This is a genomic window from Gymnodinialimonas ceratoperidinii, assembly GCF_019297855.1.
GTDB lineage: Bacteria > Pseudomonadota > Alphaproteobacteria > Rhodobacterales > Rhodobacteraceae > Gymnodinialimonas > Gymnodinialimonas ceratoperidinii.
In genome coordinates this window covers 3,414,735-3,437,103 of sequence record NZ_CP079194.1, presented here as the reverse complement: position 1 = coordinate 3,437,103, position 22,369 = coordinate 3,414,735, and the positions used below count along the sequence as shown (strand labels likewise).

Below are 22,369 nucleotides of genomic sequence, written 5' to 3'. Positions count from 1 at the left end.
GGGGTAGCGACGGTGAAGAAATCACTCGAATTCAAGGGGCGGAAGCCCATGGTGGGCGCGGAGGGATCGGCATGAAAGTTCTGATCCTTCCCTCCAAGGAAGCCGCGATCCTGCGGGCGGCGGATATCGTCGCCGCACAGGTCCGGGCGCGGAGCGATTGCACGCTCGGGCTGGCGACGGGCGGCACGATGCTGCCGCTCTACGCGGAACTGGCCAAGCGGCATCAGGCGGGGGAGTTCTCGATGACGGGGGTGACGTCGTTCAACCTCGACGAATACGTGGGCCTCGCCGCCGATCACCCCGGCTCGTACCACCGCTACATGGCCGAGGCGCTGTTCGACCTGACGGACATGCCGATCATGCGCGCACATCTGCCGCGCGGTGACGCGATCGACCCGAAAGCCGAGGCGATGGATTACGAGGCGCGGATCGCCAAGGCCGGCGGCATCGACCTGCAGCTTCTGGGGATCGGGCAGAACGGCCACATCGGTTTCAACGAGCCGACCTCGAGCCTCGGGTCGCGGACCCGGATCAAGACGCTGACCGACAGCACGCTGGAGGCCAACCGGCGGTATTTCGATACCGATGAAGAGGTGCCGAAATATGCGATCACCATGGGGATCGCGACGATTCTGGAGGCGCGAGCCTGTCTGTTGCTGGCGCTGGGCGAGTCCAAGGCAGAGGCCGCGGCGGCGATGATCGAAGGGCCGGTCAGCGCCATGTGCCCGGCCTCGGCGCTCCAGATGCACGCGCAGACGACGGTTATCCTTGATGAGGCTGCCGCGAGCCGGTTGAAGTTGACGGATTACTACCATCACGTTCATCCGGGAGGACGAGAGAGTGACTACTCCTGACCGCATTTTCGCGCGCAGGCTTTATGCGGGCGGCGGGGCTGCGCCGCTGGAGAACCGCATCGTGGAGATGCGCGACGGCGTGGTGCAGAGCGTGACGGGTGCGGAGGCGCCGTCCGGTCTGCCCGCCTATGATCTGGTCGCGCCCGGTTTCATCGACCTGCAGATCAACGGCGCGGCGGATGTGCAGTTCAACTTCGAGCCGACGGCGCAGGCCGCCGCGACCATCGCCGCCGGTGCGCGCGAGGGCGGCACGGCCCATGTCCTACCGACCTTCATCACCGCCGAGGGGCAGAGCTACCGCGCCGCGATCAGCGCGGTGCGCGAGGCGATGGCCGAGCGCCTGCCCGGCGTTCTCGGCGTGCATCTGGAAGGCCCGTTCCTGTCGCCCGAGCGGCCCGGCATCCACCCCGCCGAGGCGATCCGGGTGATGGCAGAGGACGACATCGCCGCGGTCGAGGCGGCTGCGGCGGACATGCCCGTGCTCCTGACCCTCGCGCCCGAGTGCCACGACCCCGGCGTGATCTCGCGGCTGGCGCAGGCGGGCGTTCATGTTTTCGCCGGCCACTCGGCGGCCAGTGCCGACCAGATCGCGGCGGCCGAGGCCGCGGGGCTGCGCGGCGCCACGCATCTGTTCAACGCGATGAGCCAGCTTTCCGGGCGCGAGCCGGGGGTGGTGGGGGCGGTGATGTTCTCGGACAAGCTCTATGCCGGGATCATCGTCGACGGCCACCACGTCGATTGGCGCAACGTCGCGCTGGCGGCGCGCGAGATGGAGGGGCGGCTGTGCCTCGTGACCGACGCGATGCTGACACTGGCCGGGCAATCGCAGGGGTTCGATCTGCTCGGCAAGGCGATCACCCTCGACGGGGACCGGCTGACCGACAAGACCGGACGGCTTGCGGGCGCCCATGTCGACATGATCACCTGCGTGCGCAACATGGTGACCCATTGCGGTGCCGATCTGGCGACCGCTCTGCATATGGCGAGCGGCATCCCGGCGGAGGCGCTGGGCCTGCAGGACTCGCTGGGCCGGATCGCGGCGGGCTACCGAGCCTCGCTGACCTGCCTGAACGAGGCGTTGGAGGTGCAGGCCGTCATGGTGGACGGGACGCTGTTCCAAGGCTGAGGGCAGATCACGACAGGGGAGGCGTTGGTGAGAAGAGAGGCAGAGATCACGGTCATCGGCGGCGGCGTGGTGGGGCTTGCCACCGCGTTTGGCCTGTTGCGCGCGGGGCGGCGCGTCCGGGTGCTCGACGGGGCCGACAGTGATCTGCGCGCCTCGCAGGGGAACTTCGGTCTGGTCTGGTTGCAGGGCAAGGGGGCGGGCTTCGCGCCCTACGCGCAGTTATCGCGCGACGCGGTGGCGCTGTGGCCTGATTTCGCCGCGGAGGTGCAGGAGGCCAGTGGCATCGACCTCGCGCTGGACCAGTCGGGCGGCTACGAGTTCTTCACGGAAGCGGATGAGTTCAGCGCCTTCAAGGCGGATCTGGAGGCGCAGGAGGCGACCCTCGGCAACCGCTTCAGCCACGAGGTAATCCCGGGCGACGACCTGCGCCGCTCTTTCCCGGAGATCGGGCCGGGGGTGGTCGGGGCGACGTTCTGTCCGCTCGATGGTCATGTGAACCCGCTCCGCCTGCTGCGCGGCCTGCGGGTCGCGGTCACGGCGCTGGGTGGTGAGATCGTGCAGGGTGCCAAGGTGGAGAAAGTGACGCCCGTGGCCTCGGGCTTCGAGATGGCATTGGAGAATGGCAGCCGGCTCGATGCCCCGCGCGTGGTGCTGTGCGCCGGGTTGGGGGCGGCCCCTCTGGCGGCGCAACTGGGGTTTGCCACCCGCGTCCGGGCACAGCGGGGCGAGTTGCTGATCACCGAGAAACTGGAGACCCGCCTGCCGTTCCTGTCCAGCACGATCCGGCAGGTGGACGAGGGCGGTTTGCAGATCGGTGGCACGAAGGCCGAGGTCGGCCCCGACGACCGCGAGACCCGCGAGATGATGGCCGGGCTGGCGCAGCACGCGGTGACGGTTCTGCCCGCGCTGGCCGATGTGCGCGTGCTGCGCGCCTGGGGCGCGTTGCGGGTGATGTCGCCCGATGGCTATCCGGTCTACACCCGCTCTGCCGCCCATCCCGCGGCGGCCATGGTCACCTGCCACAGTGGCGTGACCCTTGCGGCATTCCATGGCACGAAACTCGCGGATTGGCTGGAGGATACAGCCGCCGCCCCGGATCTGGAGGCCTTCGATGAGCATCGCTTCGCGCTTTCTGCCTCCGCCTAAGGCGGACGGCACGGTCTGTTTCACCCTCGACGGAGAGCCCGTCATGGCGCGCGATGGCGACACGCTGGCCGTCGCGATCCTCGCCCATACCGGCGCGGCAACGCGCACCACGGCCTCGGGCAGTCCGCGGGCGCCCTATTGCATGATGGGTGTCTGTTTCGAGTGCCTCGTGGAGGTCGACGGCCGCCCCAACGTGCAGGCCTGCCTGATCCCGGTCCGGGAGGGCATGGCCGTGCGGCGGCAGGACGGGTTGCGGGGATTGCGCCATGACGGATGAGGTCGATCTGATCATCGTCGGCGCCGGTCCCGCCGGGATGGCTGCCGCGCGGACCATGGCAAAGAACGGCGCGCGGGTGCTGCTGCTGGACGAACAGCAGCGTCCCGGCGGGCAGATATATAGGGGCCTCGACGCCTCGCCCGCGGGCTATCTGGGCCGGGACTACGCGGCCGGTGCCGGATTGATCGCATCGATGGAGGCGCCGGAGATCACCTACGAGGGCAACGCGCGCGTCTGGCGGATCGAGGACGGGCCGCGTGTGCTCTGGTCGCGCGATGGGGAAACCCATGTCAGCGCGGGCCGCGCCCTGTTGCTGGCGGGCGGCGCGCAGGAGCGGCCGGTGCCGTTTCCGGGCTGGACCCTGCCGGGCGTGATGTCGGCGGGCGCGGCGCAGATCCTGATGAAAAGCGCCGGCATGCTGCCCCGTGGCGCGATCCTCGCAGGCTCGGGGCCGCTGCTCTACCTCGTGGCCTTGCAGCTGATCCATGCGGGCGCGCCGCCGGTGGCGCTGGTGGAGACCCAGACAAAGGCGATGATGGCGCGGGCCGCGTGGCATCTGCCCGGCGCGCTGCGCTGCTCGCCGGTGTTGGTCAAGGGTCTCGGCCTGCTGCGGCGCATCCGGGCGGCCGGCGTCACGCGATTTACCGGCGCGCGCGACTTCTGCGCCGAGGAGGGGGAGGGCGGCGACGTCACCTTCCGATTCACCGCGAAGGGGCGCGCGCAGGAGATCACGGCGCCGCTTCTGCTGACCCATCACGGCGTCGTGCCCTCGACGCATATGAGCCGGGCGGCAGGCGTCTCGCACCGGTGGAACGAGACGCAGCAGGCCTACCAGCCCGAGGTCGACGCCCTGGGGCGGACCAACGTGGCCGGTGTTCACATTGCGGGCGACGCAGCCGGGATTGCCGGCGCCGAGGCCGCGGCCTTCGCGGGCGAATTGGCGGCGCTGGATATTCTGCGACTGGCGGGCAAGCTCTCGGACAAGGTGTTCGAGGCCCGCGCCGAGCCGGTGCGCGTGGTCCTGAAGCGCGCCCGTGCCGTGCGGCCCTTCCTCGACGCGGCCTACGCCCCGCCCGCCGAGGTCTTGGCACCGGTGGGTGAGACCATCGTCTGCCGCTGCGAGGAGGTCACCGCCGAGGAGATCCGCCGATCGGTGGCGGAGGGCGCGCAGGGCCCGCGGCAGGTGAAGACCGCGACCCGCGCGGGCATGGGGCCGTGCCAGGGCCGGATGTGCGAATTGGCCGTGCGCGGGATCATCGCCGAGTGCGGCGGCACGCCGGATCTGCCGCGTACCCGCAGCCCGATCAAGCCGGTGAGCCTCGGCGAAATGGCCGCTCTGGCGCAAGGTCAACCGCCCTCTGACTGACGCCGGGTGTTGCGGTGTCGCAGAGACGGTGCAACGCTGTGGCGGGAGCCGCTGTTGAGTTGGGAGATCGCATCATGGGCACGCAGAACTGCATCCTTATCGGGGCGGGCATGGATTGTGGCAAACGCCGCCGCGGCTGTGTCATGGGGCCGGATGCCTACCGCACCGCAGGCCTTGCCGAGACGCTGGCCGAACTGGGCTGGCAATCGGAAGATCGCGGCAACGTGCCGGGGCCGGTCTGGGTCGAGAATGCGCCGACCGGCGAGGTTCATGCCCTTGCGGAAACCATCGAATGGACCCGCCTGCTGACCGAGGCCGCCGAGGACGCGATGGCGCACGGCTTTCCGATTTTCCTTGGCGGCGATCATGCCCTGTCGCTCGGCACCGTGGCGGGCGTCGCGGCCCATGCGAAGCGGGAAGGCAAGCCGCAGTTCGTGCTCTGGCTCGACGCCCATCCCGACATCAACACGCCGCAGACGACCACCTCGGGCAACCTTCATGGCACGCCGATTGCCTATGTCACTGGACAGGCGGGCTTCGAGGGTTTCCCCGAGCTGAAGGCCCCGGTGCCGCCGGAAAACGTCTGTTTCATCGGCTTGCGCTCGGTCGATGCGCCGGAGCGGGCCTCGATCACCGAAGCGGGCATGACCGCCATCGACATGCGCCAGATCGACGAGAGCGGCATCGCCGCGCCCCTGTCGGAATTCCTCGCCCGGGTGGAGGCGGCGGGCGGCGTGCTCCATGTCTCGCTGGACGTGGATTTCCTCGATCCCTCCATCGCCCCCGCCGTGGGCACCACGGTGCCGGGCGGCGCGACCTTCCGCGAGGCGCATCTGGTGATGGAGATGCTGCACGACAGCGGCCTCGTCACCTCGCTCGACATGGTGGAGCTGAACCCCTTCCTCGACGATCGCGGTCGGACCGCGAACCTGATGGTGGACCTTGCCGCCTCCCTCTTCGGGCGGCGCGTGTTCGACCGCCGCACCCACAGCCATTCCTGAGGTTTCCCGATGCCCGCACCGCTGCCCTCCGAACTCGCCTATATCCGCTTCGTCAGCGTCGAGAACATGATGAAGCTGGTCCATTCCATCGGCATCGAGACCATGCTGAAGGACCTCGCCCGCTACATCGAGGATGATTTCCGCCGGTGGGAGGACTTCGACAAGACCCCGCGCGTCGCCAGCCATTCGGCGGAGGGGGTGATCGAGCTGATGCCGACCTCGGACGGGGAGGATTACGGTTTCAAATACGTCAACGGCCACCCGAGCAACACCAAGGTCGGCCTGCAGACCGTGACCGCCTTCGGCCTGCTGGCCCGCGTCGACACGGGCTATCCGGAACTGTTGTGCGAGATGACCTTGCTGACGGCCCTGCGCACGGCGGCCACCAGCGCGATGGTGGCGCGCCACCTTGCGCCGAAGCAGGCGCGCACCATGGCGCTGATCGGCAATGGCGCGCAGTCGGAATTTCAGGCGCTGGCGATGCGCGCCATCGTCGGCATCGACACGCTGCGGATGTATGACATCGACCCGGCCGCGACGCGCAAGGCTGTGGGCAACCTCGAAGGGCAGGGCTTCACGCTGGTGCCCTGCGACACGCCCGAAGAGGCGGTCGAAGGCGCGCAGATCATCACCACCTGCACCGCCGACAAGCAATATGCCACGATCCTGACCGACAACCTCGTGGGTGACGGCCAGCACATCAACGCCATCGGCGGCGATTGCCCCGGCAAGACCGAGTTGCACCGCGACATCCTCAACCGTGCCGACGTCTTCGTGGAATACCCGCCGCAGACCCGCGTGGAAGGCGAGATCCAGCAGATGCCCGAGGATTTCGAAGTCACCGAGATGTGGCAGGTGATCAGCGGCACCGCGCCGGGGCGGGTGAACGACCGGCAGATCACGCTGTTTGACGGCGTCGGCTTCGCGATCGAGGATTTCTCGGCCCTGCGCTACCTGCGCGACAAGCTGTCGGAGCACCCGTTCTATCAGGAGCTCGACATCATCGCTGATCCCGACGACCCGCGCGACCTTTTCGGGATGCTGCAACGCGCCGCGCCGGACTAGGGCGCGCCGCGGCAAACGAGGGCGTCAGACCTCGATGAAAACGCGCCCGCCTTCGGTCTTCACCGGGTAGGTGCCGAGGTTCACGCAGGCCGGAGAGCGCAGCGCCTCGCCGCTGCGGTAATCGAAGCGGCCGTTGTGCTTGGGACACTCGATGGTGTGCTCGATCACCAGCCCGTCTTCAAGGTGCACCTGCTCGTGGGTGCAGAGACCATCGGTGCAGAAATATTCGTCCTCGGGACTGCGATAGATGGCGAATGTGCGGCCGTCATGATCGAAGCGGATCAGGTCCTCTTCCTCGATATCGTCGGTGGCACAGGCGTCGATCCAGGTGGGCATGGCTTCCTCCGGGTGGTGGGTGGCTTTGCGACAAGGTGTCCGGATGCCTTGGAAAGGGCAAGGGTCAGGCGCGAAATTCTTGCAAGGGAAACTTGAGGTTAGGCCCGGAATGGCATGCGCAGTCCGCTTCGAAATCGCCGGGGGCCTTGATCTTGAGTATTTTTGTCAGATAAGAAGCGGGAAACCTTCGGAGTATCGGGTGACGGCTCGGGCTCGCACATGAAAGGACCCACCTATGCCGAACGATATGACCCCGCAAAAGGCCGCCGCGCCTAAACGGACCTCCTGCATCCTCGAGGTGAGCGCGGTCCGGCGGGTGACGCCGAACATGATCCGCGTGACGCTGAAAGGGCCTGAAATGGCCCTGCTCGATGCGGATGTCGCCGGCGGTCATTGCAAGATCATGCTGCCCGCCGAAGGGCAGGACGCGGCGGCGCTGGCGCGGCAGATGGCAGAGGGGCCGAAGCCCACGACACGCACCTACACGATCCGCCATGCGCGGCCCGAGCGCTGCGAGATCGACGTCGATTTCGTGGCCCATGGCGACAACGGCCCGGCCTCTGCATGGGCGGCACGGGCCAAACCGGGAGATACCGTGGGCTTTGCCGGGCCCGGCGCGCCGAAGCTGACGGATCACACGGCGGATTACTACCTGATCGCGGCGGATATGTCGGCGTTGCCCGTCGCGGCGGCCGGGCTGGAGTCCCTGCCCAAAGATGCCCGCGGCATCGCGATCTTCGAAGTACTGAGCGCGGCGGACCGCCAGCAGATCGACGCCCCCGCCGGGATCGAGCAGCACTGGCTGATCCACGATGACCCGGAGGTGGAATCGGCCCAGACGACCGAGATGATCGCAGGGCTGACCCTGCCCGAGGGGCGCATCAAGACCCTCGTGGCCGGCGAGACCGGCGTGATCCGCAAGCTGCGCCTGCACCTGCGCGGCGACCGAGCCCTGCCGCGCGGGGACGTCTATGCCTCGGGCTACTGGCGGATCGGGCTGGCCGAGGACGAGCACCAGAAGGTGAAGAACGTCGAGGCCGCGGCGGCTGAGGCGAAGCTGGCCTCCTAGGTCAGTACCGCGATCCGTCCGTCGTCCAAGGGGCGCACGCTGATCTCGCTGTCGTAGAGCGCGCTGAGCGGCGCGTCTGCCAGAACCGAGCCGGCGATCCCTTCGGCGAAAAGCTCCCCGTCCTTCAGGGCCACCACGTAGTCGGCCCATTGGGCGGCGATTTGCAGATCATGCAGCACGATGACCACAGCGCGGGTGTCCCGGCCGGGGCGCGAGATCTGGTGGAGCCGGCTCATGATGCTCCGGCTCACGCGCGGGTCGAGCGCGCTGAGGGGCTCGTCCAGCAGCATGTAGGGCGTGCCCTGCGCCCATGCCATCGCCACATAGGCGCGCTGACGCTGCCCGCCCGAGAGGGTATCGAGCTGTGCCGACTCGATCCGGTGCAATTCGAATTGCGAGATCGCGGCATGGACCAGCGCGTGATCCTCGGGGCCGGGGCGGCCCCGGTGATGCGGCCACCGTCCGAACGCAACAAGATCGCGCACCGTGAGGCGGGGGATCTGCGGCTGTGACTGGGTCAGGATCGCCAGAAGCTTCGCGCGCTCGGCGGCCGGAGTGGCATGGATATCCGCGCCATTGAGCGTGACCGAGCCGCTGTCGGGCGCACGCAGCGCCGCGACGCTGTGCAGGAGCGTCGACTTTCCCGCGCCGTTCGGGCCGATGATCGCGGTGATGCCGTGATCGGGCAGGGTGGTGGAGACGTCTTTCAACACGCGCTGGCCCTCAAGGCTCAGCGTCAGGTTTTGCACCGAGATCATGTCGTGCGCCTCCTCAGGATCAGCATCAGGAACAAGAGACCGCCGAGAAATTCGATCAGGACGGCGAGGGTGGAGCTCATGGCGAGGACCCTCTCGAAGATGAACTGGCCAGCGACCAGAATGATCGCGCCGATCAGCCCGGAGGCAGGGATCAGCAGCGCGTGGCGGTGGGTTGGCAGCAGCGCGTGCGCAAGGCTCGCGGCCAGCAGGCCGAGGAAGGTGATCGGTCCGACGAGCGCTGTCGAGACGGCCACGAGCGCCGCGACGAGCGCGAGCACCGCGAGGACGAACCTGTCATAATGCAGCCCGAGCGAGCGCGCCGTGTCGCGGCCCAAGGCGGCGACGTCGAGCCGCGAGGCCAGTGCCATGGCCAGAACCACGCAAGCGCCGAGGATCAGCGCCGCGACGCCCAGTTGATCCGCTTCGACGGAGGCAAACGAGGCGAAGCTCGCCTGCTGCACGATGGCGAACTCCGAGGGGTCGAGAATGCGTTGCATGAAGCTCGCAAGCCCCCGCAGGAGGATGCCGAAGATCACGCCGGTCAGCACGACGCGCACGAGGTCCGACGCGCCCTTGCGCAGGACGATCCCGAACAACGCCACGGCGGCGACGATCAGGATGGCGGCCTCGGCCAGAAACGCCGCGAAGGGCGGGAGGGTGACGTAGCCGATGCCGCCGAGGGTGAAGACAAGGGTCGTCTGCAGGAACACGAAGAGCGCGTCGAAGCCGACGATGCCGGGCGTCAGAAGCCGTGTCTGCGCGACGGTCTGGAACAGCAGCGTGGCCACCCCCGTTGCGGCGCCGACAAGCAGCAGGGCGGCCAGTTTCTCGAACCGCAGCGACAGGATGAAGCTCACCGGGGCGCGCAGGTTCCACAGCAGAAACAGGGCGCAGAGCGCGGCCAGCAGGAGCGCCAGCGGGATCAGGCGTGTCTTAACCATGCTGCCGCCTCGCCGGGGCATAGAGCAGCCACAGGAAGACCGCCGCGCCGAAGACGGCGAAGATGGTGGCGGCGGGGATCTCGTAGGGGTAGCGCACGACCCGGCCGACGACATCGGAGGCCAGCACCAGCGCGCCGCCGGACAGCGCCACGATCCACAGGTTCGCGCGGATGTTGTCGCCCCGCCAGCGTGAGATCAGGTTGGGCACGATCAGGCCCACGAAGGGCATCGCGCCCACCGTCACCACCACCACGGCGACGGTCACGGCGACGATGACCAGCCCGAGCATCTGCGTCTGGTAGTAGTTCAGCCCGAGCGAGCGGGCGTAGTCCTCTCCGAGGCCAAGGATGGTGATCCGGTCCGCGATCAGGAACAGAAGCGCCGAGAGCGCGGCGATGATCCAGAGCAGCTCGTAGCGCCCCTGCATGACGCCCGAGAAGTCTCCCAACATGGCGATGCCGACGAATTGCAGCAGGTCCGTTGTCCAGGCGAACCAGAGGCCCACGGCGCCGAGGATGCCGCCATAGATGATGCCCACTAGCGGCAGCAGCATCGGGTCCTGCCGCGGGACGAAGCGCGACAATGCGAGGAAGCCGAAAGTGCCAGCCAGCGCGCTTGCGGCGGCGACCGACATCTTGCCGATGACCGCCGTGCCCGGCGCGATGAGGGTGATTGCCAGAAGGCCGAGAGTCGCCGCTTCGGGCGTGCCGGTCAGACCCGGCTCGACAAGGCGGTTCTGGACGCTTTGCTGCATGATGACCCCGGCAAGCGCCAGCCCGGCCCCGGTCAGCAGGGCGGCGGCGGTGCGGGGGAAGCGGCTGACGGCGATCAGCCATGCCGCGTCGAAATCGCCCGACCAGAGGCTGGCCGCGCCGATCGAGAGGCTCGCCATCACGAGGGCGAGAAGCCCCGCCAGGATGCCGAGCCTCAGGGTCATTTACTCACCGAAACCGGCGATGATCTCGTCCAGCGTCAGCATCATCGACTGAACGCCACCACCGGCAAGGTAGAGCGGGCCGGAGCTGAGGTAGATGATCTGGTCTTCCTCGGCCGCGGTGGTGCTGGCCACCAGCGCGTTGTCGAGCGTCGCGGCAGCGGCTTCGCCGTCCTGACCGATGGCAGCGGCCCGGTCGATCACGAGGATCCAATCCGGGTCAACCTCGGCGATGAACTCGAAGGAGACAGATTCGCCATGGGTCTCGGCGGTCAGGTCCGGGTAGGCCTCGGGCAGGTCGAGCGCGGTGTGCAGCCAGCCGAAGCGGCTGTCGTCGCCATAGGCCGAGACGTTGCCGCCGTTGGTCAGCAGGATCAGCGCGTTGCCTTGGCCCTCGACGGCGGCGGCGGCTTCCTCGACGCGGGTGAGAAGCGCTTCGGACAGCTCGGCGGCCAGCGCCTCACGCTCGAAGATCGCGCCATAGGCGGACAGGCGGGCCTGCGCCTGATTGACCATGTCACCGCCCCAGATCGTCATGTCGAGGGTCGGTGCGATTTCGGACAGCGGCTCCACCTGCCGGGAGGACCGGCCACCGGCGATGATCAGATCGGGGTTCAGGACGGCCAGCGCCTCGAAATCAGGCTCGAAGAGGCTGCCCACGCGCGCGGCGTCGGCCATGGCCTCGGTCAGATGCGCCAGGGCGGGCATCGCGGGCACGGCATCGACGGTGACGCCGAGGGCGCTGATCGTGTCGATGGCGGCTGCGTCCAGCACGGCGATGGTGGCCGGCGCGGTCGCGACGCGCGCCTCGCCCAGATAGGTGTCAACGCTCACCTCTTCCGCGCTGGCGGCGGTTGTTGCCAAGGCGATGCAGGCGAGTGTGGTGGGGATACGAAGGGTCATGCCAGGTCCTCTCACGGGATGAGTTCGGGGGGGGGTGAGGGGTGGCGGCGGCTACCAATTTTGCGAAGGGGTAGACGAAGGTGGCAGGGGAGTGCAACCTTATCTTGATAGAAACAGTCAGATTTGGAGGGGGCCATGGCTCGGCAGACCGGCATATTCAGGACAGACCACGGCAAACGCTACATGAAACAGCTCTGCAAGCACTTCAGCCACAAGGTCGAGGTGAGCGTCGAGGACAATATCGGCCGCGCCGCCCTGCCGCCCGGCCCGACCCTGATGCTGGCCGAAGACGGCGCGTTGCGGGTCGAGATCACTGCCGAAACGGTGGAGGGGTTGGAGACCGCGCGCCACATCATCGACGTGCACCTGAAGACCTTCGCCTTCCGCGAGGCCTTCACCGCGATGGATTGGTCCGAGCCGGAGGGCGTCGCATCGCTCGACGGGGTGGCCTAGCCGAAACGGTCGATGATCGGACAATCCGGGCGGTCGTCGCCCGCACAGGCATCGACGAGGTGTGACAGCTCATCGTGGAGCGATTGCAGCTCGCGTTGCTTTTGCTTGATCTCTTCCAGCCGGCGCGAGGCCAGCTCCTTCACATCGGCGCTGGAGCGGTTCTGATCGCTGTAGAGGTCGAGCAGCTCGCGGCACTCATCAAGACTGAAGCCAAACTCCCGCGCGCGGCGGATGAAGGTGAGGCGGCGCACCTCGGCATCGTCGTAGAGCCGGTAGCCCGAGGTCGTCCGCCCCTTGGGCGCAACCAGCCCGATATCGGAGTAATAACGGACCGTCTTCACCGGCAGTCTGGCCGCTTTCGCTGCGTGGGAGATATTCATCGCGTTGCTCCTTGACCTTCCAGTAACTGGAAGCATTACCTCTCGAACAGCCATAAAACAAGGGGGATATTGCGGCGGAACCTTCCCACGCTGGAAAGTTGTTGACCGAATACTCAACCTGAATGGAGGCTCAGATGGAACAACATGACAACTCGAAGGCCTACGGCCGCTTCTTTGCAATGATCGGCACATCGACCGCGGTGATGTTCGGTCTGATGTACCTCAACACCTATGCCTTTGATCACGTCTTCTTCAGCGAAACGCGATTCTACATGGCCTTCGTGATGGGCGCGGTGATGGCCGTGGTGATGCTGACCTTCATGCTTGGCATGTATCGCAACAAGGCAATGAACACGGCGATCTACGTGGGCTCCATCGTGATCTTCGCCGGCGCGCTCTGGCTCGTGCGCAGCCAGGAGACGGTGCAGGACGTGAGCTGGATGCGCGCGATGATCCCGCACCATTCGATCGCGATCCTGACAAGCGAACGCGCCGAGATTTCCGATCCCCGGGTGCAGGAACTGGCCTCGGAGATCATCGAAGCCCAACGCCGCGAGATTGACGAAATGAACGCCCTGATTGCGGACCTCACCGGTTCGTAGGCCCAAGAAATGGAGACACCGATGTCCGAGAATACCAAGACCGCCACGCTTTACCGCATGGTGATGGAGGATCACCTCTGTCCCTATGGCCTGAAGTCCAAGGACCTGCTGGAGCGCAATGGCTTCACGGTGGACGACCATCACCTGAGCACGCGGGAAGAGACGGACGCCTTCAAGGAAAAGCACGGCGTCAAGACCACGCCGCAGACCTTCATCGACGGCGAGCGGATCGGCGGCTACGACGATCTGGCGGAGTATTTCGGCAAGTCGGTGAAGGGGGAGGATGAGACGACCTATCAACCGGTGATCGCGATCTTCTCGGTCGCCGCGCTGATGGCTGTCGCGGTGACATGGCTGACGATGGGGCAGGTGCTGGCCGGTCAGACGCTGGCATGGTTCATCTCGATCTCCATGGTGTTGCTCGGCCTGCAAAAGCTCCAGGACCTCGAGAGCTTCGCGACGATGTTCCTCAACTACGACCTGCTGGCGCAACGGTGGGTGCGGTGGGGGTATATCTATCCGTTCATCGAGACCGGGGCGGGCCTGTTGATGATGGCCGGCGTGCTGACGTTCATCTCGGCACCCGCGGCGCTCTTTGCCGCCGGGATCGGCGCCGTGAGCGTGTTTAAGGCCGTCTACATCGACAAGCGCGAGCTGAAATGCGCCTGCGTCGGCGGCGGCAGCAATGTGCCGCTCGGGTTCGTATCGCTGACCGAGAACCTGATGATGATCGGCATGGCGCTGTGGATGCTCACGAAAGCGTTAGTGTAGCTCTGTTGACCCTCCAGTAGGGGGAACCTCTAAGCGAGTCCCCTGAGCAGATGGAGGCTAGAGTGAACAGAAAGATTTGGGCGGTGCCGGTACTGGCAATCATGGGCGCGGCGCTGATGTGGTCCTTCTGGGCCCGCCCCGCCCATGAGCCGGCAGATGGGATCGAGAATGCAGCGGCGGCTGGCGCCCCGTTGGTGGACATCACGATACCCGACCAACTGGGTGAGAACGCCACGGTTGGCGAGACCATCTTCAACGCCCAATGCGCCGATTGCCACGGCGTCAACGCGGTGGGCCGCGAGGGGCTGGCGCCGCCACTGGTCCACATTATCTACGAGCCGTCGCACCACGCGGACGAGGCCTTTCAGCGGGCCGTGTCTGCGGGCGTCCAGCAACACCATTGGCCATTCGGCAACATGCCACCCGTGTCGGGCCTGACGCGCGGCGATGTCGCGATGGTCGTGGCCTATATCCGCGAGCTTCAGGAAGCCAACGGGATCAACTGAGGAAGACCTAATGAACCTATTTACCCTTGCAGCGGCGAGCCTCGTCCTTTCGAGCGCCGCGGCCTTTGCCCACAGCGATGACATGACGACCCTCCCCGCCGATGGCGATGTCATGGAGACGGCGCCGGAAGAGATCACCTTCAGCTTCGACGATGCCTTGCGGATGACGCGGGTCGAGCTGATCCGCGACGACGCGGATGCAGAGGATCTGGACCTCGGCGATCAGCAGAGCTTCACCACCGAATTCGCCGTGCCGCTGACCGAGGTCGGACCGGGCAGCTACCTGATCGAATGGCGCGGACTGGGCATCGACGGGCATCCCGTGCAGGGCTCTTTCTCCTTCGACGTCGAGTGATCCGGTGCCGGACGTCTGGGGCCTCGCCGAAATCATCGTCAAACTGTGCCTCTACCTGAGCGTTCTGACGGCGAGCGGCATGATGATCGTGCGCGCGGTCTTCGCCGCCGAATTGCAATGCACCGACCGGAGCCTGCGCCGCATCGTGGAAGCCCTGGCCTTTGCGGGCATAGCCTTCGCCGTCGCGTCGTTTGCCCTGCGGGGGGCGGCCTTGACCGGAGATGCGAGCGGCATCACCGATCCGCAGATCCTCGGCATCCTGTGGCAGACGCCCGTGGGCACCGCGCTGGCGTTGCGGGTTGGCGGCTTGGCGGCGATCATGGCCGGGCTTTTCATGGGCGCGACCGGCAAGCTCCTGTCGCTCATCGGCGTGGCGCTGGCGCTTTGGTCCTTCACGACGATCGGCCATGTCTCGGAGGACGCGCTTTGGGCGCAACTCCTGCTGCTGGCGCATCTGTTGGGCATCGCCTTCTGGATCGGAATCCTGTGGCCGTTGCAGCGCATGGCGTCAGAGGCCAGAACCTGGCCTGCGGCCGCCGCCCTTGGTGAGTGGTTTGGCAAGATCGCCTCGGTGGTCGTGCCGGTGCTTGTCCTTGCCGGTCTGATCCATGGCTGGCGGCTCGTGGGCTCGCTCGTCGCGCTGGTCGGGTCAGGCTACGGCCTGACGCTGCTGGCAAAAATCGCGCTGGTGGCGCTTCTCCTCGGGCTTGCGGCGGCCAACAAGCTGCGGTTCGTACCCGGCCTTCACGCGGGCGACCCGCGCGCGGCGCGCCACCTGACCCGGACCATCGGCGTGGAATGGGGCGTCTTCGCGGCCATCCTCCTCGCCACCTCAATTCTCACCTCTGTTTTCGCGGTTCCCACATGAAACTTCACCGACGTACATTCCTTGCCACTACGGCGGCCTCCGTTCTGCTGCCCAAACTCGCGCTGGCCACACCGCAGGTCTTGCGTGCTGAGCCGGTCATGGCCCAGATCCTGCCGGAGACGGAGCCCGCGACGCGGATGCTCGGGCTCAACGGCAGCACGCCCGGCCCGACCCTGCGTCTGCGGGAGGGAGAGCGTCTGTCGGTGCGGTTCGACAATCAATCCGGTCAAGGCTCTGCACTCCATTGGCATGGCATCCGGATCGACAATGCCATGGACGGGGTGCCGGGACTGACACAGGAGATCGTCGCCGATGGCGAGACCTTCGACTATGACTTCACCGTGCCTGATCCCGGCACCTATTGGTACCATTCCCATGCCAGATCATGGGAACAGGTCGAGCGCGGGATCTACGGCCCGCTGATCGTGGAAGAGGCCTCACCGCCCGCCGTGGACCGTGACATCACCGTGGTCATCGATGATTGGCGGCTTGAGCGGACGGGCGCGCTGGCGGAGGACTTCGACAATCGGCACGATGCCTCCCACGGCGGGCGGCTGGGCAACTTCGCGCGTGCCATGGCCTCGGAGACCTCGGTACGGCAGGGCGACCGTGTGCGGTTGCGGTTGATCAATGCCGCGACGGCGCGGATCTTCCCGCTGGAGCTGACCGGTGCAGATGGCTTCATCGTCGCGCTGGATGGACGCCCCCTGCCTGAGCCGCAGCCGATCGCCGACCTCGTGATCGCGCCTGCACAAAGGGTCGATATCATCGCGAATGTCACCGGCGACGTCGCGCTTTCCGTGCCGACGCGGGAGGGTCCTTTCGAGATCGGTCGGATCGCCATGACGGGAGAGAACCCCGCGCCGATATCCGAGCCGATCGGACCCTTGCCCGGAGCGCGGGCCGCGATGCCTCCGGCGACACCGGACCAGTCCCTGACCCTCTCGATGGAGGGCGGGGCCATGGGAGGGCGCCACGGGGGGAGTGGCCTTTGGTCGTTCAACGGAACGTCCGGCCTCACCGATACGCCGTTCGCCCGTTTTGCGCGGGGCGAGGCCGCGCGGATCACGCTCGTCAACGACACGGCCTTCCCCCATGGCATTCACCTGCACGGGCACCATTTCCACGAGGTCGAGGCGGGCGGCAGCCTCGGCGCGCTGCGCGACACGACGCTTGTGAATGCGGGCGAGAGCCGGGACATCATCTGCGTGTTCGACAATCCCGGGGCCTGGATGTTCCACTGCCATATGCTCGGCCATCAGGCGGAGGGAATGAAAACATGGGTGGAGGTCGTCTGATGTCACTGCGTCTCTGGATGTCTCTCGGGCTTTGCCTGTTGCCTGCCACGGCCTTTGCGGACCACGAGCTGGAGGATCGCGATATCGAGAACGGGCGCGCGCTCTACGCCACGCAATGCGCCGCCTGCCATGGCGCGGAGCTTCAGGGACAGCCCGACTGGCAGACGCCGGGGAGTGACGGCGTGCTGCCCGCGCCGCCCCATGATCGCACCGGGCATACGTGGCACCACGACAACCAACTGCTTTTCGACTACGTCAACCTCGGCGGGGCCGCGGCATTGGAGCGGCGCGGCGTGTTGGGCTTCAACAGCGGCATGATGGGTTTTGGCGACGTGTTGAGCGAGGCGGAGATCTGGGACATCCTCGCCTATATCCGCTCGACCTGGCCTCAGGACGTGCAGGAGGTTCAGGCAAGCCGCAACCCGCCGCACGAAGAGGACTAACCGGCGGAGCGCTTGGCGACACGGTTGCGGCTGGCATCTGCCGCCAGTTCGGTCATTACTGGGACGACAGGCCGCGAACGACGGCGGTTAACCGGGGGGAACGGCATGGATTTCGAACTCAACGCCAAGACGGCGGCACTGAAAGAGCGCGTTGCGGATTTCATGGAGCGCCACGTGATCCCGGCCGAGCATGAATACCACGCCTATGTCGAGGCCTCGGACGACCGATGGGTCATTCCCCCGATCATGGAGGAGTTGAAGGCCAAGGCGCGTGCCGAGGGGCTGTGGAACCTCTGGTGTCCCCATGAAGAGCACGGCGCGGGGCTCAACAACCTCGATTATGCGCCGTTGGCCGAGGTCATGGGCCGCTCGATCATCGGGCCGGAGGTGTTCAACTGCAACGCGCCCGACACCGGCAACATGGAGGTGTTCATCCAGTACGGCACCGCGCAGCAGAAGGCCGACTGGCTGGAGCCGCTGCTGGCCGGAGAAATCCGCTCCGCCTTCTGCATGACCGAGCCGGACGTGGCCTCCTCGGATGCGACCAACGTGCAGTCCTCGATCCTGCGCGACGGCGATGATTACGTCATCAACGGGCGCAAGTGGTGGGCCACGGGCGCGCCCGATCCGCGCTGCAAGATATTGATCGTGATGGGGAAAAGCGACTTCGAGGCGGAGAAATACAAGCAGCAGAGCATGATCCTCGTGCCGATGGACACGCCGGGCGTGAAGATGATTCGGGCGATGAAGGTCTTCGGCTCGGACGACGCGCCCCACGGACATGCAGAGTTCGTTTTCGACAACGTGCGGGTGCCCGCTAGCAACATGCTGCTCGGCCAGGGGCGCGGGTTCGAGATCGCGCAAGGGCGCCTTGGGCCGGGGCGCATCCATCACTGCATGCGGCTGATCGGCTGCGCGCAGCGGGCGCTGGAGGCGATGCTGGACCGCGTCTCGAGCCGCGAGGCCTTCGGCAAGAAGCTCTCGGAACAGGGCATCATCCGCCAGCACATCGCGCTTTCGGCCTGCGAGATCGAGCAGGCGCGCCTGCTGACCATGGCTGCCGCCGACAAGATGGACCGCGAGGGCAACAAGGCCGCCCGCGACCTCATCGCCATGGCCAAGATCGTAGTGCCCCAGATGGCGCAGACGGTGATCGACCGTGCGATCCAGGCCCATGGCGCGATGGGCGTGAGTCAGGACAGCTTCCTCGCCGAGGCCTTCGCCTACGCGCGCACCATCCGCATCGCCGACGGCCCCGACGAGGTGCACCAGAACAGCCTCGCCAAGCAGCTCCTGCGTGCGCGGCAAGCGGGATGAGCGTGGTGCCCCCGGAGATCGCGGCGCTCGCGCCCTGGCTGGAGGCCAACGTGCCCGGCCTCGGCCGCTGCGAGGGGTTCGAGAAGTTTGGCGACGGGCAGTCGAACCCGACGTTCCGGGTCGACGCCAGCGGCGGCACCTTCGTGCTGCGCGCACAGCCGCCCGGCAAGCTGCTGAAGGGCGCGCACCGGGTCGACCGCGAGGCGCGGATCATCGGCGCCTTGGCCGCCACGGCTGTCCCGGTCCCGCGCATCCTTGCCGTGAGCGATGCAGACGGCCCGCTCGGGCGCATGTTCGTGGTGATGAGCCACGTCGCGGGCAAGATCTACTGGGACCCGGCGCTGCCTGGGCTTTCCCACACCGCGCGCACGGCGGTCTATGACGCGATGAACGAAACGCTCGCCGCGCTCCACGACGTCGACCCCGGGGCGGTCGGCCTTGGCGACTTCGGCCGGGCAGGGGATTATTTTGTGCGGCAGTTGGCCACCTGGACCCGGCAATACCGCGCGTCCGAGACCGAGACGATTGCCGCCATGGACCAGCTCATCGGGTGGCTGGAGGACAATCTGCCCGGCGATGACGGACGCTCGGGGCTGGTGCACGGGGACTTCCGGCTCGACAACATGATCTTCGATCCCGAAACGCACAAGGTTGCCGCCGTGCTCGACTGGGAGCTGTCGACCCTCGGCCATCCGTTCGCGGACCTCGCCTATCAGTGCATGCAATGGCGGCTCCCCAATGAGGGGGCGTTCAAGGGTTTGGGCGGCGTGGACCGCGCGGCGACGGGGATACCGTCTGAGGCCGCCTACGTCGCGCAATATTGTAAGCGCCGGGGTTTGCCCGAGATCGCCAACTGGCAATTCTACATCGCCTTCAGCTTCTTCCGCCTCGCCGCGATCCTACAGGGCGTTTACCGCCGGTCGCTCGATGGCAACGCCTCGAACGCGCAGACGGGGCAGCAATACGGCAAGGCGGTTCCCGTGCTTGCAAACCTCGCAATGGAAGTGGTCGCGACGCGCGGCCCGAAGGGTCTCTAGCGCCGCGCGCCATGGAATGGGTATGCCGCCAACGCGTGTATTTCCTCGCCTGAAACGCTCATTTTTCCAGCCCACGGCGGGGAAGCCAAATTCGACCCCACTATTCAAAAATCCTTATCTGGCGGCGGACAGGTTTCCGTTACGTCAAGCTTCGCGGAATCACTGAGTTATGGGTAAGTGTTTGCCGTAGAGGCATTCAAGATGCGCTCAAGATGAGAGCACCGCCAAGTTCGGTGCGTCATTTTCGGTACAGATGTATCTGTGTAACTTAATGTTTCCTTAATAAAACTTGACCTAGCGACAAGGCGCATGTGAACAAAACCGCATTGGATTCTCGGGGGGACAGAATGTTGATGAATGCAAGCGCGGCGGCGAAAGCGATTGCCCGCAAGGTGGGGGTCGTTGCGGCCGCAGCCTGTATCGCCGGTTTCGGCGCTTTTTCCGCTGATGCCCAGACAGTCACGCTGACCGACGCCTACCAGCGGATGCTGGACCGCGAGGTGCAGTACCAGATCCTTGATCTCGAACTCGACGTTGCGGCTGAGCTTGTCCAGCAGGCCCGCGGCGAGCGACGTCCCCGCGTCGGCTTGCGGATCCAGTACATCAACACGCAGCAGGAAATCCTCAGCCAGGATAACGGCACCTTCCAGGAAGGCTCGTCCGAGTACCCGACCACCCGCGTCACCTTCTCGGTGCGCCAGCCGCTCTACGACGCCGTCCGTTTCCGCGCCCTTCCCCTGGCGCGCGCAGAGGCCGAGTTGGTTTCTGCCCAGGCCGCCGTCGCACGCAACGAATTGTCCGGCATGTTGATCAACGCATACCTTGATGTGGCCCGCAGCCAGATCGGGGTCGAGCAGGCGCGCATCCTCGTGCGGGCCCGTGCGCAGTTGGAGCAGGACATCCGCCTGCAGGTCGACGCAGGCCGGCTCGAGGCCGATCAGCTGTACCGCGCCCAGGGCGACGTGCTGGAAGCCCGCGTCGTTGAATCCGAGCGTGATCTGGACCTGACCAACGCGCTCTTCGAGCTCTATCGCTTTACCGGCTCGGACGTGACCGGCGTGGCCTATGCCGGCGCCTCCGTTGGCATTCCCTCCTACAACGATCTTGTCGGCACCTTCAGCGCCGCCCGGTTGCTGGAGCTGTCTCCGGCGATCCAGGTCGCCCGCGCGGAAGTCGCGGTCGCAGAGCGTCAGCTTGAAGTCGTGCGGGCCTCGTTCCGGCCCACGGCGAACGTGACGCTGGAGTTCGAGAACGAGGAAACCGAAGGGTCGCTCTTCGGTGGCGGCTCCAACGTGCAGTCGACCGAGTTGGGCGTCGATCTGAACTGGTCGATCTACGAGGGCGGCACCCGCCGCAGCCGCGTGCGCGAGGCGGAAGCCCGGCTCGAGATCGCGAACCTCCGGGTGCAGCAGATCACCGAGTTGAGCCAGCGCCGCTACGAGGGTCTGACCTCCGCGCTGGAATCCAGCCTGCGCGCCGTCAATGCCATCGGCTCCGAAGCCGGTGCCGCGCAGCGCCGGTTGAGCGCCGCAGTCCAGCAGGAAAACGCCGGGCGGATCGGGCCGGAAGCCGCACTGGAAGCGCGCCTTCGTCGTGACACACTTGCCTTGCAGGCTCAGATTGCCCGTTTGCGGGTGGTGCAGTTGCAGGCGCAGATCCTCGCGCTCTTCGGGGCGCTGGATGTGGATACCCTGTCCCGTGATTTCCGGGGCAGCTGAGCCGACCTGAACGGGACATAAAAACGTTAGAGTAACCTAGGAACCCAATGACCAAACAATTGATGATCTACGACAATGTCGTTCCAGTGAACCGCGAAACGCACCGTGACATGTCCATCCGCCAAATCACCTCCTTCGCTTTCGCGAAAGAGGTGAATTCCGTTCCGATCGTGGACGTCGAATTCTCGCGCATCTGTTCCGAGGCGCCGATCGTTTTCGCCAAGACGGACACCGGTCTGGTCAGCCTCGCGCTGTTGGGCACGCAGCAGGATCGCAACGGTTTCGTGGACGAGGACAACAATTGGACGGGCTCCTACGTCCCCGCGTTCTTCCGCCGCTACCCCTTCGTTTTCGCCGTGCAGGAAGGCTCGGACCAGATGACCCTGTGCATCGACGAGGGCTTCGAGGGCCTCAACAGCGATGGCAAGGGCGAGCGGATGTTCGACTCCGAAGGACAGGAGACCTCCTACCTGCGCACGGTCCTGCGCTTCGCCGAGGAATATCAGGCCACGTTCAACCGCACGCAGGCCTTCTGTGACCGTCTGGAAGAGGCCGACCTGCTGGAAGAGGCGCGGGTCGATTTCACGCTGAACAACGGCACACGGGGCGGTGTGACGGGCTTCCTGCGCGTCTCGGCCGAGAAGTTCCGGGCGATCTCGGACGAGCAGATCGTGCAGATGTTCCGCACCGGTGATCTGGAGATGATCCAGATGCACCTGCTGTCGATGCAGCAGGTCGAGTCCATCGTGACGAAATCCGCCTCGCTGGTGGAAGGCATGGGCCTTCCCGAAGAGGCGCAAGAGGTTGCCGGCGTCCACTAGGATGCCACGCGCGGTGCGGCGGAC

General features: G+C 66.3%; 26 protein-coding genes. 20 read left to right on the top strand and 6 right to left on the bottom strand.

The annotated features are described in order from the left end of the window. Positions 1–71: 71 nt before the first annotated feature. From nagB to KYE46_RS16460, 7 genes are all read left to right on the top strand, one after another. Positions 72–854, top strand: coding sequence for a glucosamine-6-phosphate deaminase (gene nagB / locus KYE46_RS16490; RefSeq protein WP_219002187.1), 783 nt, complete (start codon positions 72–74; stop codon positions 852–854). Continuing rightward, positions 841–1,980: an N-acetylglucosamine-6-phosphate deacetylase gene (gene nagA, locus KYE46_RS16485; protein ID WP_219002184.1), complete on the top strand. Its 1,140-nt coding sequence runs from the start codon at positions 841–843 to the stop codon at positions 1,978–1,980. Before nagB ends, nagA begins: the two co-directional genes overlap by 14 nt. Positions 1,981–2,007: 27 nt before the next feature. After that, the gene (locus KYE46_RS16480) at positions 2,008–3,126 is read left to right on the top strand and encodes an NAD(P)/FAD-dependent oxidoreductase (protein WP_247716867.1); all 1,119 of its coding nucleotides are present in this window, start codon (positions 2,008–2,010) and stop codon (positions 3,124–3,126) included. Further along, the gene (locus KYE46_RS16475; RefSeq protein ID WP_219002180.1) at positions 3,092–3,403 is read left to right on the top strand and encodes a (2Fe-2S)-binding protein; all 312 of its coding nucleotides are present in this window, start codon (positions 3,092–3,094) and stop codon (positions 3,401–3,403) included. Before KYE46_RS16480 ends, KYE46_RS16475 begins: the two co-directional genes overlap by 35 nt. After that, on the top strand, positions 3,393–4,769 hold the full coding sequence (locus KYE46_RS16470; RefSeq protein ID WP_219002178.1) for an FAD/NAD(P)-dependent oxidoreductase: 1,377 nt from the start codon (positions 3,393–3,395) through the stop codon (positions 4,767–4,769). Before KYE46_RS16475 ends, KYE46_RS16470 begins: the two co-directional genes overlap by 11 nt. A 74-nt stretch (positions 4,770–4,843) precedes the next feature. Continuing rightward, positions 4,844–5,770, top strand: a complete 927-nt coding sequence (gene rocF / locus KYE46_RS16465) for an arginase (protein ID WP_219002176.1) — start codon at positions 4,844–4,846, stop codon at positions 5,768–5,770. A gap of 9 nt (positions 5,771–5,779) precedes the next feature. After that, positions 5,780–6,835, top strand: coding sequence for an ornithine cyclodeaminase (locus KYE46_RS16460; protein WP_219002174.1), 1,056 nt, complete (start codon positions 5,780–5,782; stop codon positions 6,833–6,835). Between the two features lie 24 nt (positions 6,836–6,859). Here the strand turns inward: KYE46_RS16460 and KYE46_RS16455 are convergent, their stop codons facing one another. After that, positions 6,860–7,171, bottom strand: a complete 312-nt coding sequence (locus KYE46_RS16455; RefSeq protein WP_219002171.1) for a MocE family 2Fe-2S type ferredoxin — start codon at positions 7,169–7,171, stop codon at positions 6,860–6,862. 235 nt (positions 7,172–7,406) lie between these two features. Here KYE46_RS16455 and KYE46_RS16450 point away from each other — a divergent pair, with 235 nt between their 5' ends. Beyond that, positions 7,407–8,240: a siderophore-interacting protein gene (locus KYE46_RS16450; RefSeq protein ID WP_219002169.1), complete on the top strand. Its 834-nt coding sequence runs from the start codon at positions 7,407–7,409 to the stop codon at positions 8,238–8,240. Here the strand turns inward: KYE46_RS16450 and KYE46_RS16445 are convergent. From KYE46_RS16445 to KYE46_RS16430, 4 genes are read right to left on the bottom strand one after another with little or no spacing between them, the layout of a single operon-like run. Beyond that, a complete protein-coding gene (locus KYE46_RS16445) occupies positions 8,237–8,998 on the bottom strand; it encodes an ATP-binding cassette domain-containing protein (RefSeq protein ID WP_219002167.1) in 762 nt (253 codons plus the stop codon). The two genes, KYE46_RS16450 and KYE46_RS16445, sit on opposite strands and share 4 nt — an antisense overlap. Next, positions 8,995–9,939, bottom strand: a complete 945-nt coding sequence (locus tag KYE46_RS16440) for an iron chelate uptake ABC transporter family permease subunit (RefSeq protein ID WP_219002165.1) — start codon at positions 9,937–9,939, stop codon at positions 8,995–8,997. The genes KYE46_RS16445 and KYE46_RS16440 overlap by 4 nt, the downstream gene beginning before the upstream one ends. Continuing rightward, positions 9,932–10,876: an ABC transporter permease gene (locus KYE46_RS16435; RefSeq protein ID WP_219002163.1), complete on the bottom strand. Its 945-nt coding sequence runs from the start codon at positions 10,874–10,876 to the stop codon at positions 9,932–9,934. Before KYE46_RS16435 ends, KYE46_RS16440 begins: the two co-directional genes overlap by 8 nt. Beyond that, on the bottom strand, positions 10,877–11,776 hold the full coding sequence (locus KYE46_RS16430; RefSeq protein WP_219002161.1) for a siderophore ABC transporter substrate-binding protein: 900 nt from the start codon (positions 11,774–11,776) through the stop codon (positions 10,877–10,879). A 135-nt stretch (positions 11,777–11,911) separates the two neighbouring features. On the opposite strand from KYE46_RS16430, the gene KYE46_RS16425 reads away from it, so the two are divergent. Next, on the top strand, positions 11,912–12,229 hold the full coding sequence (locus tag KYE46_RS16425; protein ID WP_219002159.1) for a DUF2218 domain-containing protein: 318 nt from the start codon (positions 11,912–11,914) through the stop codon (positions 12,227–12,229). Here KYE46_RS16425 and cueR read toward each other — a convergent pair. Beyond that, positions 12,226–12,609, bottom strand: a complete 384-nt coding sequence (gene cueR, locus KYE46_RS16420; RefSeq protein ID WP_219002157.1) for a Cu(I)-responsive transcriptional regulator — start codon at positions 12,607–12,609, stop codon at positions 12,226–12,228. The two genes, KYE46_RS16425 and cueR, sit on opposite strands and share 4 nt — an antisense overlap. Positions 12,610–12,743: 134 nt before the next feature. Between cueR and KYE46_RS16415 the strand changes: the two genes are divergently transcribed. The 11 genes from KYE46_RS16415 to KYE46_RS16365 all read left to right on the top strand — a co-directional run bounded on the left by KYE46_RS16415 (position 12,744) and on the right by KYE46_RS16365 (position 22,345). Next, the gene (locus KYE46_RS16415; RefSeq protein WP_219002155.1) at positions 12,744–13,211 is read left to right on the top strand and encodes a DUF305 domain-containing protein; all 468 of its coding nucleotides are present in this window, start codon (positions 12,744–12,746) and stop codon (positions 13,209–13,211) included. A 21-nt stretch (positions 13,212–13,232) separates the two neighbouring features. Next, positions 13,233–13,982: a glutaredoxin family protein gene (locus KYE46_RS16410; RefSeq protein WP_219002153.1), complete on the top strand. Its 750-nt coding sequence runs from the start codon at positions 13,233–13,235 to the stop codon at positions 13,980–13,982. A 62-nt stretch (positions 13,983–14,044) separates the two neighbouring features. Further along, positions 14,045–14,488 (top strand): c-type cytochrome, encoded by a 444-nt coding sequence (locus KYE46_RS16405; RefSeq protein ID WP_428845064.1) that lies wholly within the window; start codon positions 14,045–14,047, stop codon positions 14,486–14,488. A gap of 10 nt (positions 14,489–14,498) precedes the next feature. Then, positions 14,499–14,843: a copper resistance CopC family protein gene (locus tag KYE46_RS16400; RefSeq protein WP_219002150.1), complete on the top strand. Its 345-nt coding sequence runs from the start codon at positions 14,499–14,501 to the stop codon at positions 14,841–14,843. 4 nt (positions 14,844–14,847) lie between these two features. Beyond that, positions 14,848–15,711 carry a copper resistance D family protein gene (locus KYE46_RS16395; RefSeq protein WP_219002148.1) on the top strand — a complete coding sequence of 288 codons (864 nt, stop codon included), beginning with the start codon at positions 14,848–14,850 and terminating at the stop codon, positions 15,709–15,711. After that, a complete protein-coding gene (locus tag KYE46_RS16390) occupies positions 15,708–17,009 on the top strand; it encodes a multicopper oxidase family protein (protein WP_219002146.1) in 1,302 nt (433 codons plus the stop codon). The genes KYE46_RS16395 and KYE46_RS16390 overlap by 4 nt, the downstream gene beginning before the upstream one ends. Positions 17,010–17,026: 17 nt before the next feature. After that, on the top strand, positions 17,027–17,452 hold the full coding sequence (locus tag KYE46_RS16385; RefSeq protein ID WP_428845092.1) for a c-type cytochrome: 426 nt from the start codon (positions 17,027–17,029) through the stop codon (positions 17,450–17,452). 105 nt (positions 17,453–17,557) lie between these two features. Then, positions 17,558–18,769 (top strand): acyl-CoA dehydrogenase family protein, encoded by a 1,212-nt coding sequence (locus KYE46_RS16380; protein WP_219002142.1) that lies wholly within the window; start codon positions 17,558–17,560, stop codon positions 18,767–18,769. Then, positions 18,766–19,806 (top strand): phosphotransferase family protein, encoded by a 1,041-nt coding sequence (locus KYE46_RS16375; protein WP_219002140.1) that lies wholly within the window; start codon positions 18,766–18,768, stop codon positions 19,804–19,806. Before KYE46_RS16380 ends, KYE46_RS16375 begins: the two co-directional genes overlap by 4 nt. Positions 19,807–20,153: 347 nt before the next feature. Continuing rightward, positions 20,154–21,524 (top strand): TolC family protein, encoded by a 1,371-nt coding sequence (locus KYE46_RS16370; RefSeq protein WP_219002137.1) that lies wholly within the window; start codon positions 20,154–20,156, stop codon positions 21,522–21,524. A gap of 47 nt (positions 21,525–21,571) precedes the next feature. Continuing rightward, positions 21,572–22,345 (top strand): SapC family protein, encoded by a 774-nt coding sequence (locus KYE46_RS16365; protein WP_219002135.1) that lies wholly within the window; start codon positions 21,572–21,574, stop codon positions 22,343–22,345. The last annotated feature ends 24 nt before the right edge of the window (positions 22,346–22,369 follow it).

Coding starts and splice junctions, on each gene's coding strand:
- nagB (WP_219002187.1), top strand. CDS start 72: ATGAAAGTTCTGATCCTTCCCTCCAAGGAAGCCGCGATCCTGCGGGCG.
- KYE46_RS16475 (WP_219002180.1), top strand. CDS start 3,092: ATGAGCATCGCTTCGCGCTTTCTGCCTCCGCCTAAGGCGGACGGCACG.
- KYE46_RS16470 (WP_219002178.1), top strand. CDS start 3,393: ATGACGGATGAGGTCGATCTGATCATCGTCGGCGCCGGTCCCGCCGGG.
- rocF (WP_219002176.1), top strand. CDS start 4,844: ATGGGCACGCAGAACTGCATCCTTATCGGGGCGGGCATGGATTGTGGC.
- KYE46_RS16460 (WP_219002174.1), top strand. CDS start 5,780: ATGCCCGCACCGCTGCCCTCCGAACTCGCCTATATCCGCTTCGTCAGC.
- KYE46_RS16455 (WP_219002171.1), bottom strand. CDS start 7,171: ATGCCCACCTGGATCGACGCCTGTGCCACCGACGATATCGAGGAAGAG.
- KYE46_RS16450 (WP_219002169.1), top strand. CDS start 7,407: ATGCCGAACGATATGACCCCGCAAAAGGCCGCCGCGCCTAAACGGACC.
- KYE46_RS16445 (WP_219002167.1), bottom strand. CDS start 8,998: ATGATCTCGGTGCAAAACCTGACGCTGAGCCTTGAGGGCCAGCGCGTG.
- KYE46_RS16440 (WP_219002165.1), bottom strand. CDS start 9,939: ATGGTTAAGACACGCCTGATCCCGCTGGCGCTCCTGCTGGCCGCGCTC.
- KYE46_RS16435 (WP_219002163.1), bottom strand. CDS start 10,876: ATGACCCTGAGGCTCGGCATCCTGGCGGGGCTTCTCGCCCTCGTGATG.
- KYE46_RS16430 (WP_219002161.1), bottom strand. CDS start 11,776: ATGACCCTTCGTATCCCCACCACACTCGCCTGCATCGCCTTGGCAACA.
- KYE46_RS16425 (WP_219002159.1), top strand. CDS start 11,912: ATGGCTCGGCAGACCGGCATATTCAGGACAGACCACGGCAAACGCTAC.
- cueR (WP_219002157.1), bottom strand. CDS start 12,609: ATGAATATCTCCCACGCAGCGAAAGCGGCCAGACTGCCGGTGAAGACG.
- KYE46_RS16415 (WP_219002155.1), top strand. CDS start 12,744: ATGGAACAACATGACAACTCGAAGGCCTACGGCCGCTTCTTTGCAATG.
- KYE46_RS16410 (WP_219002153.1), top strand. CDS start 13,233: ATGTCCGAGAATACCAAGACCGCCACGCTTTACCGCATGGTGATGGAG.
- KYE46_RS16400 (WP_219002150.1), top strand. CDS start 14,499: ATGAACCTATTTACCCTTGCAGCGGCGAGCCTCGTCCTTTCGAGCGCC.
- KYE46_RS16390 (WP_219002146.1), top strand. CDS start 15,708: ATGAAACTTCACCGACGTACATTCCTTGCCACTACGGCGGCCTCCGTT.
- KYE46_RS16385 (WP_428845092.1), top strand. CDS start 17,027: ATGTCTCTCGGGCTTTGCCTGTTGCCTGCCACGGCCTTTGCGGACCAC.
- KYE46_RS16380 (WP_219002142.1), top strand. CDS start 17,558: ATGGATTTCGAACTCAACGCCAAGACGGCGGCACTGAAAGAGCGCGTT.
- KYE46_RS16375 (WP_219002140.1), top strand. CDS start 18,766: ATGAGCGTGGTGCCCCCGGAGATCGCGGCGCTCGCGCCCTGGCTGGAG.
- KYE46_RS16370 (WP_219002137.1), top strand. CDS start 20,154: ATGTTGATGAATGCAAGCGCGGCGGCGAAAGCGATTGCCCGCAAGGTG.
- KYE46_RS16365 (WP_219002135.1), top strand. CDS start 21,572: ATGACCAAACAATTGATGATCTACGACAATGTCGTTCCAGTGAACCGC.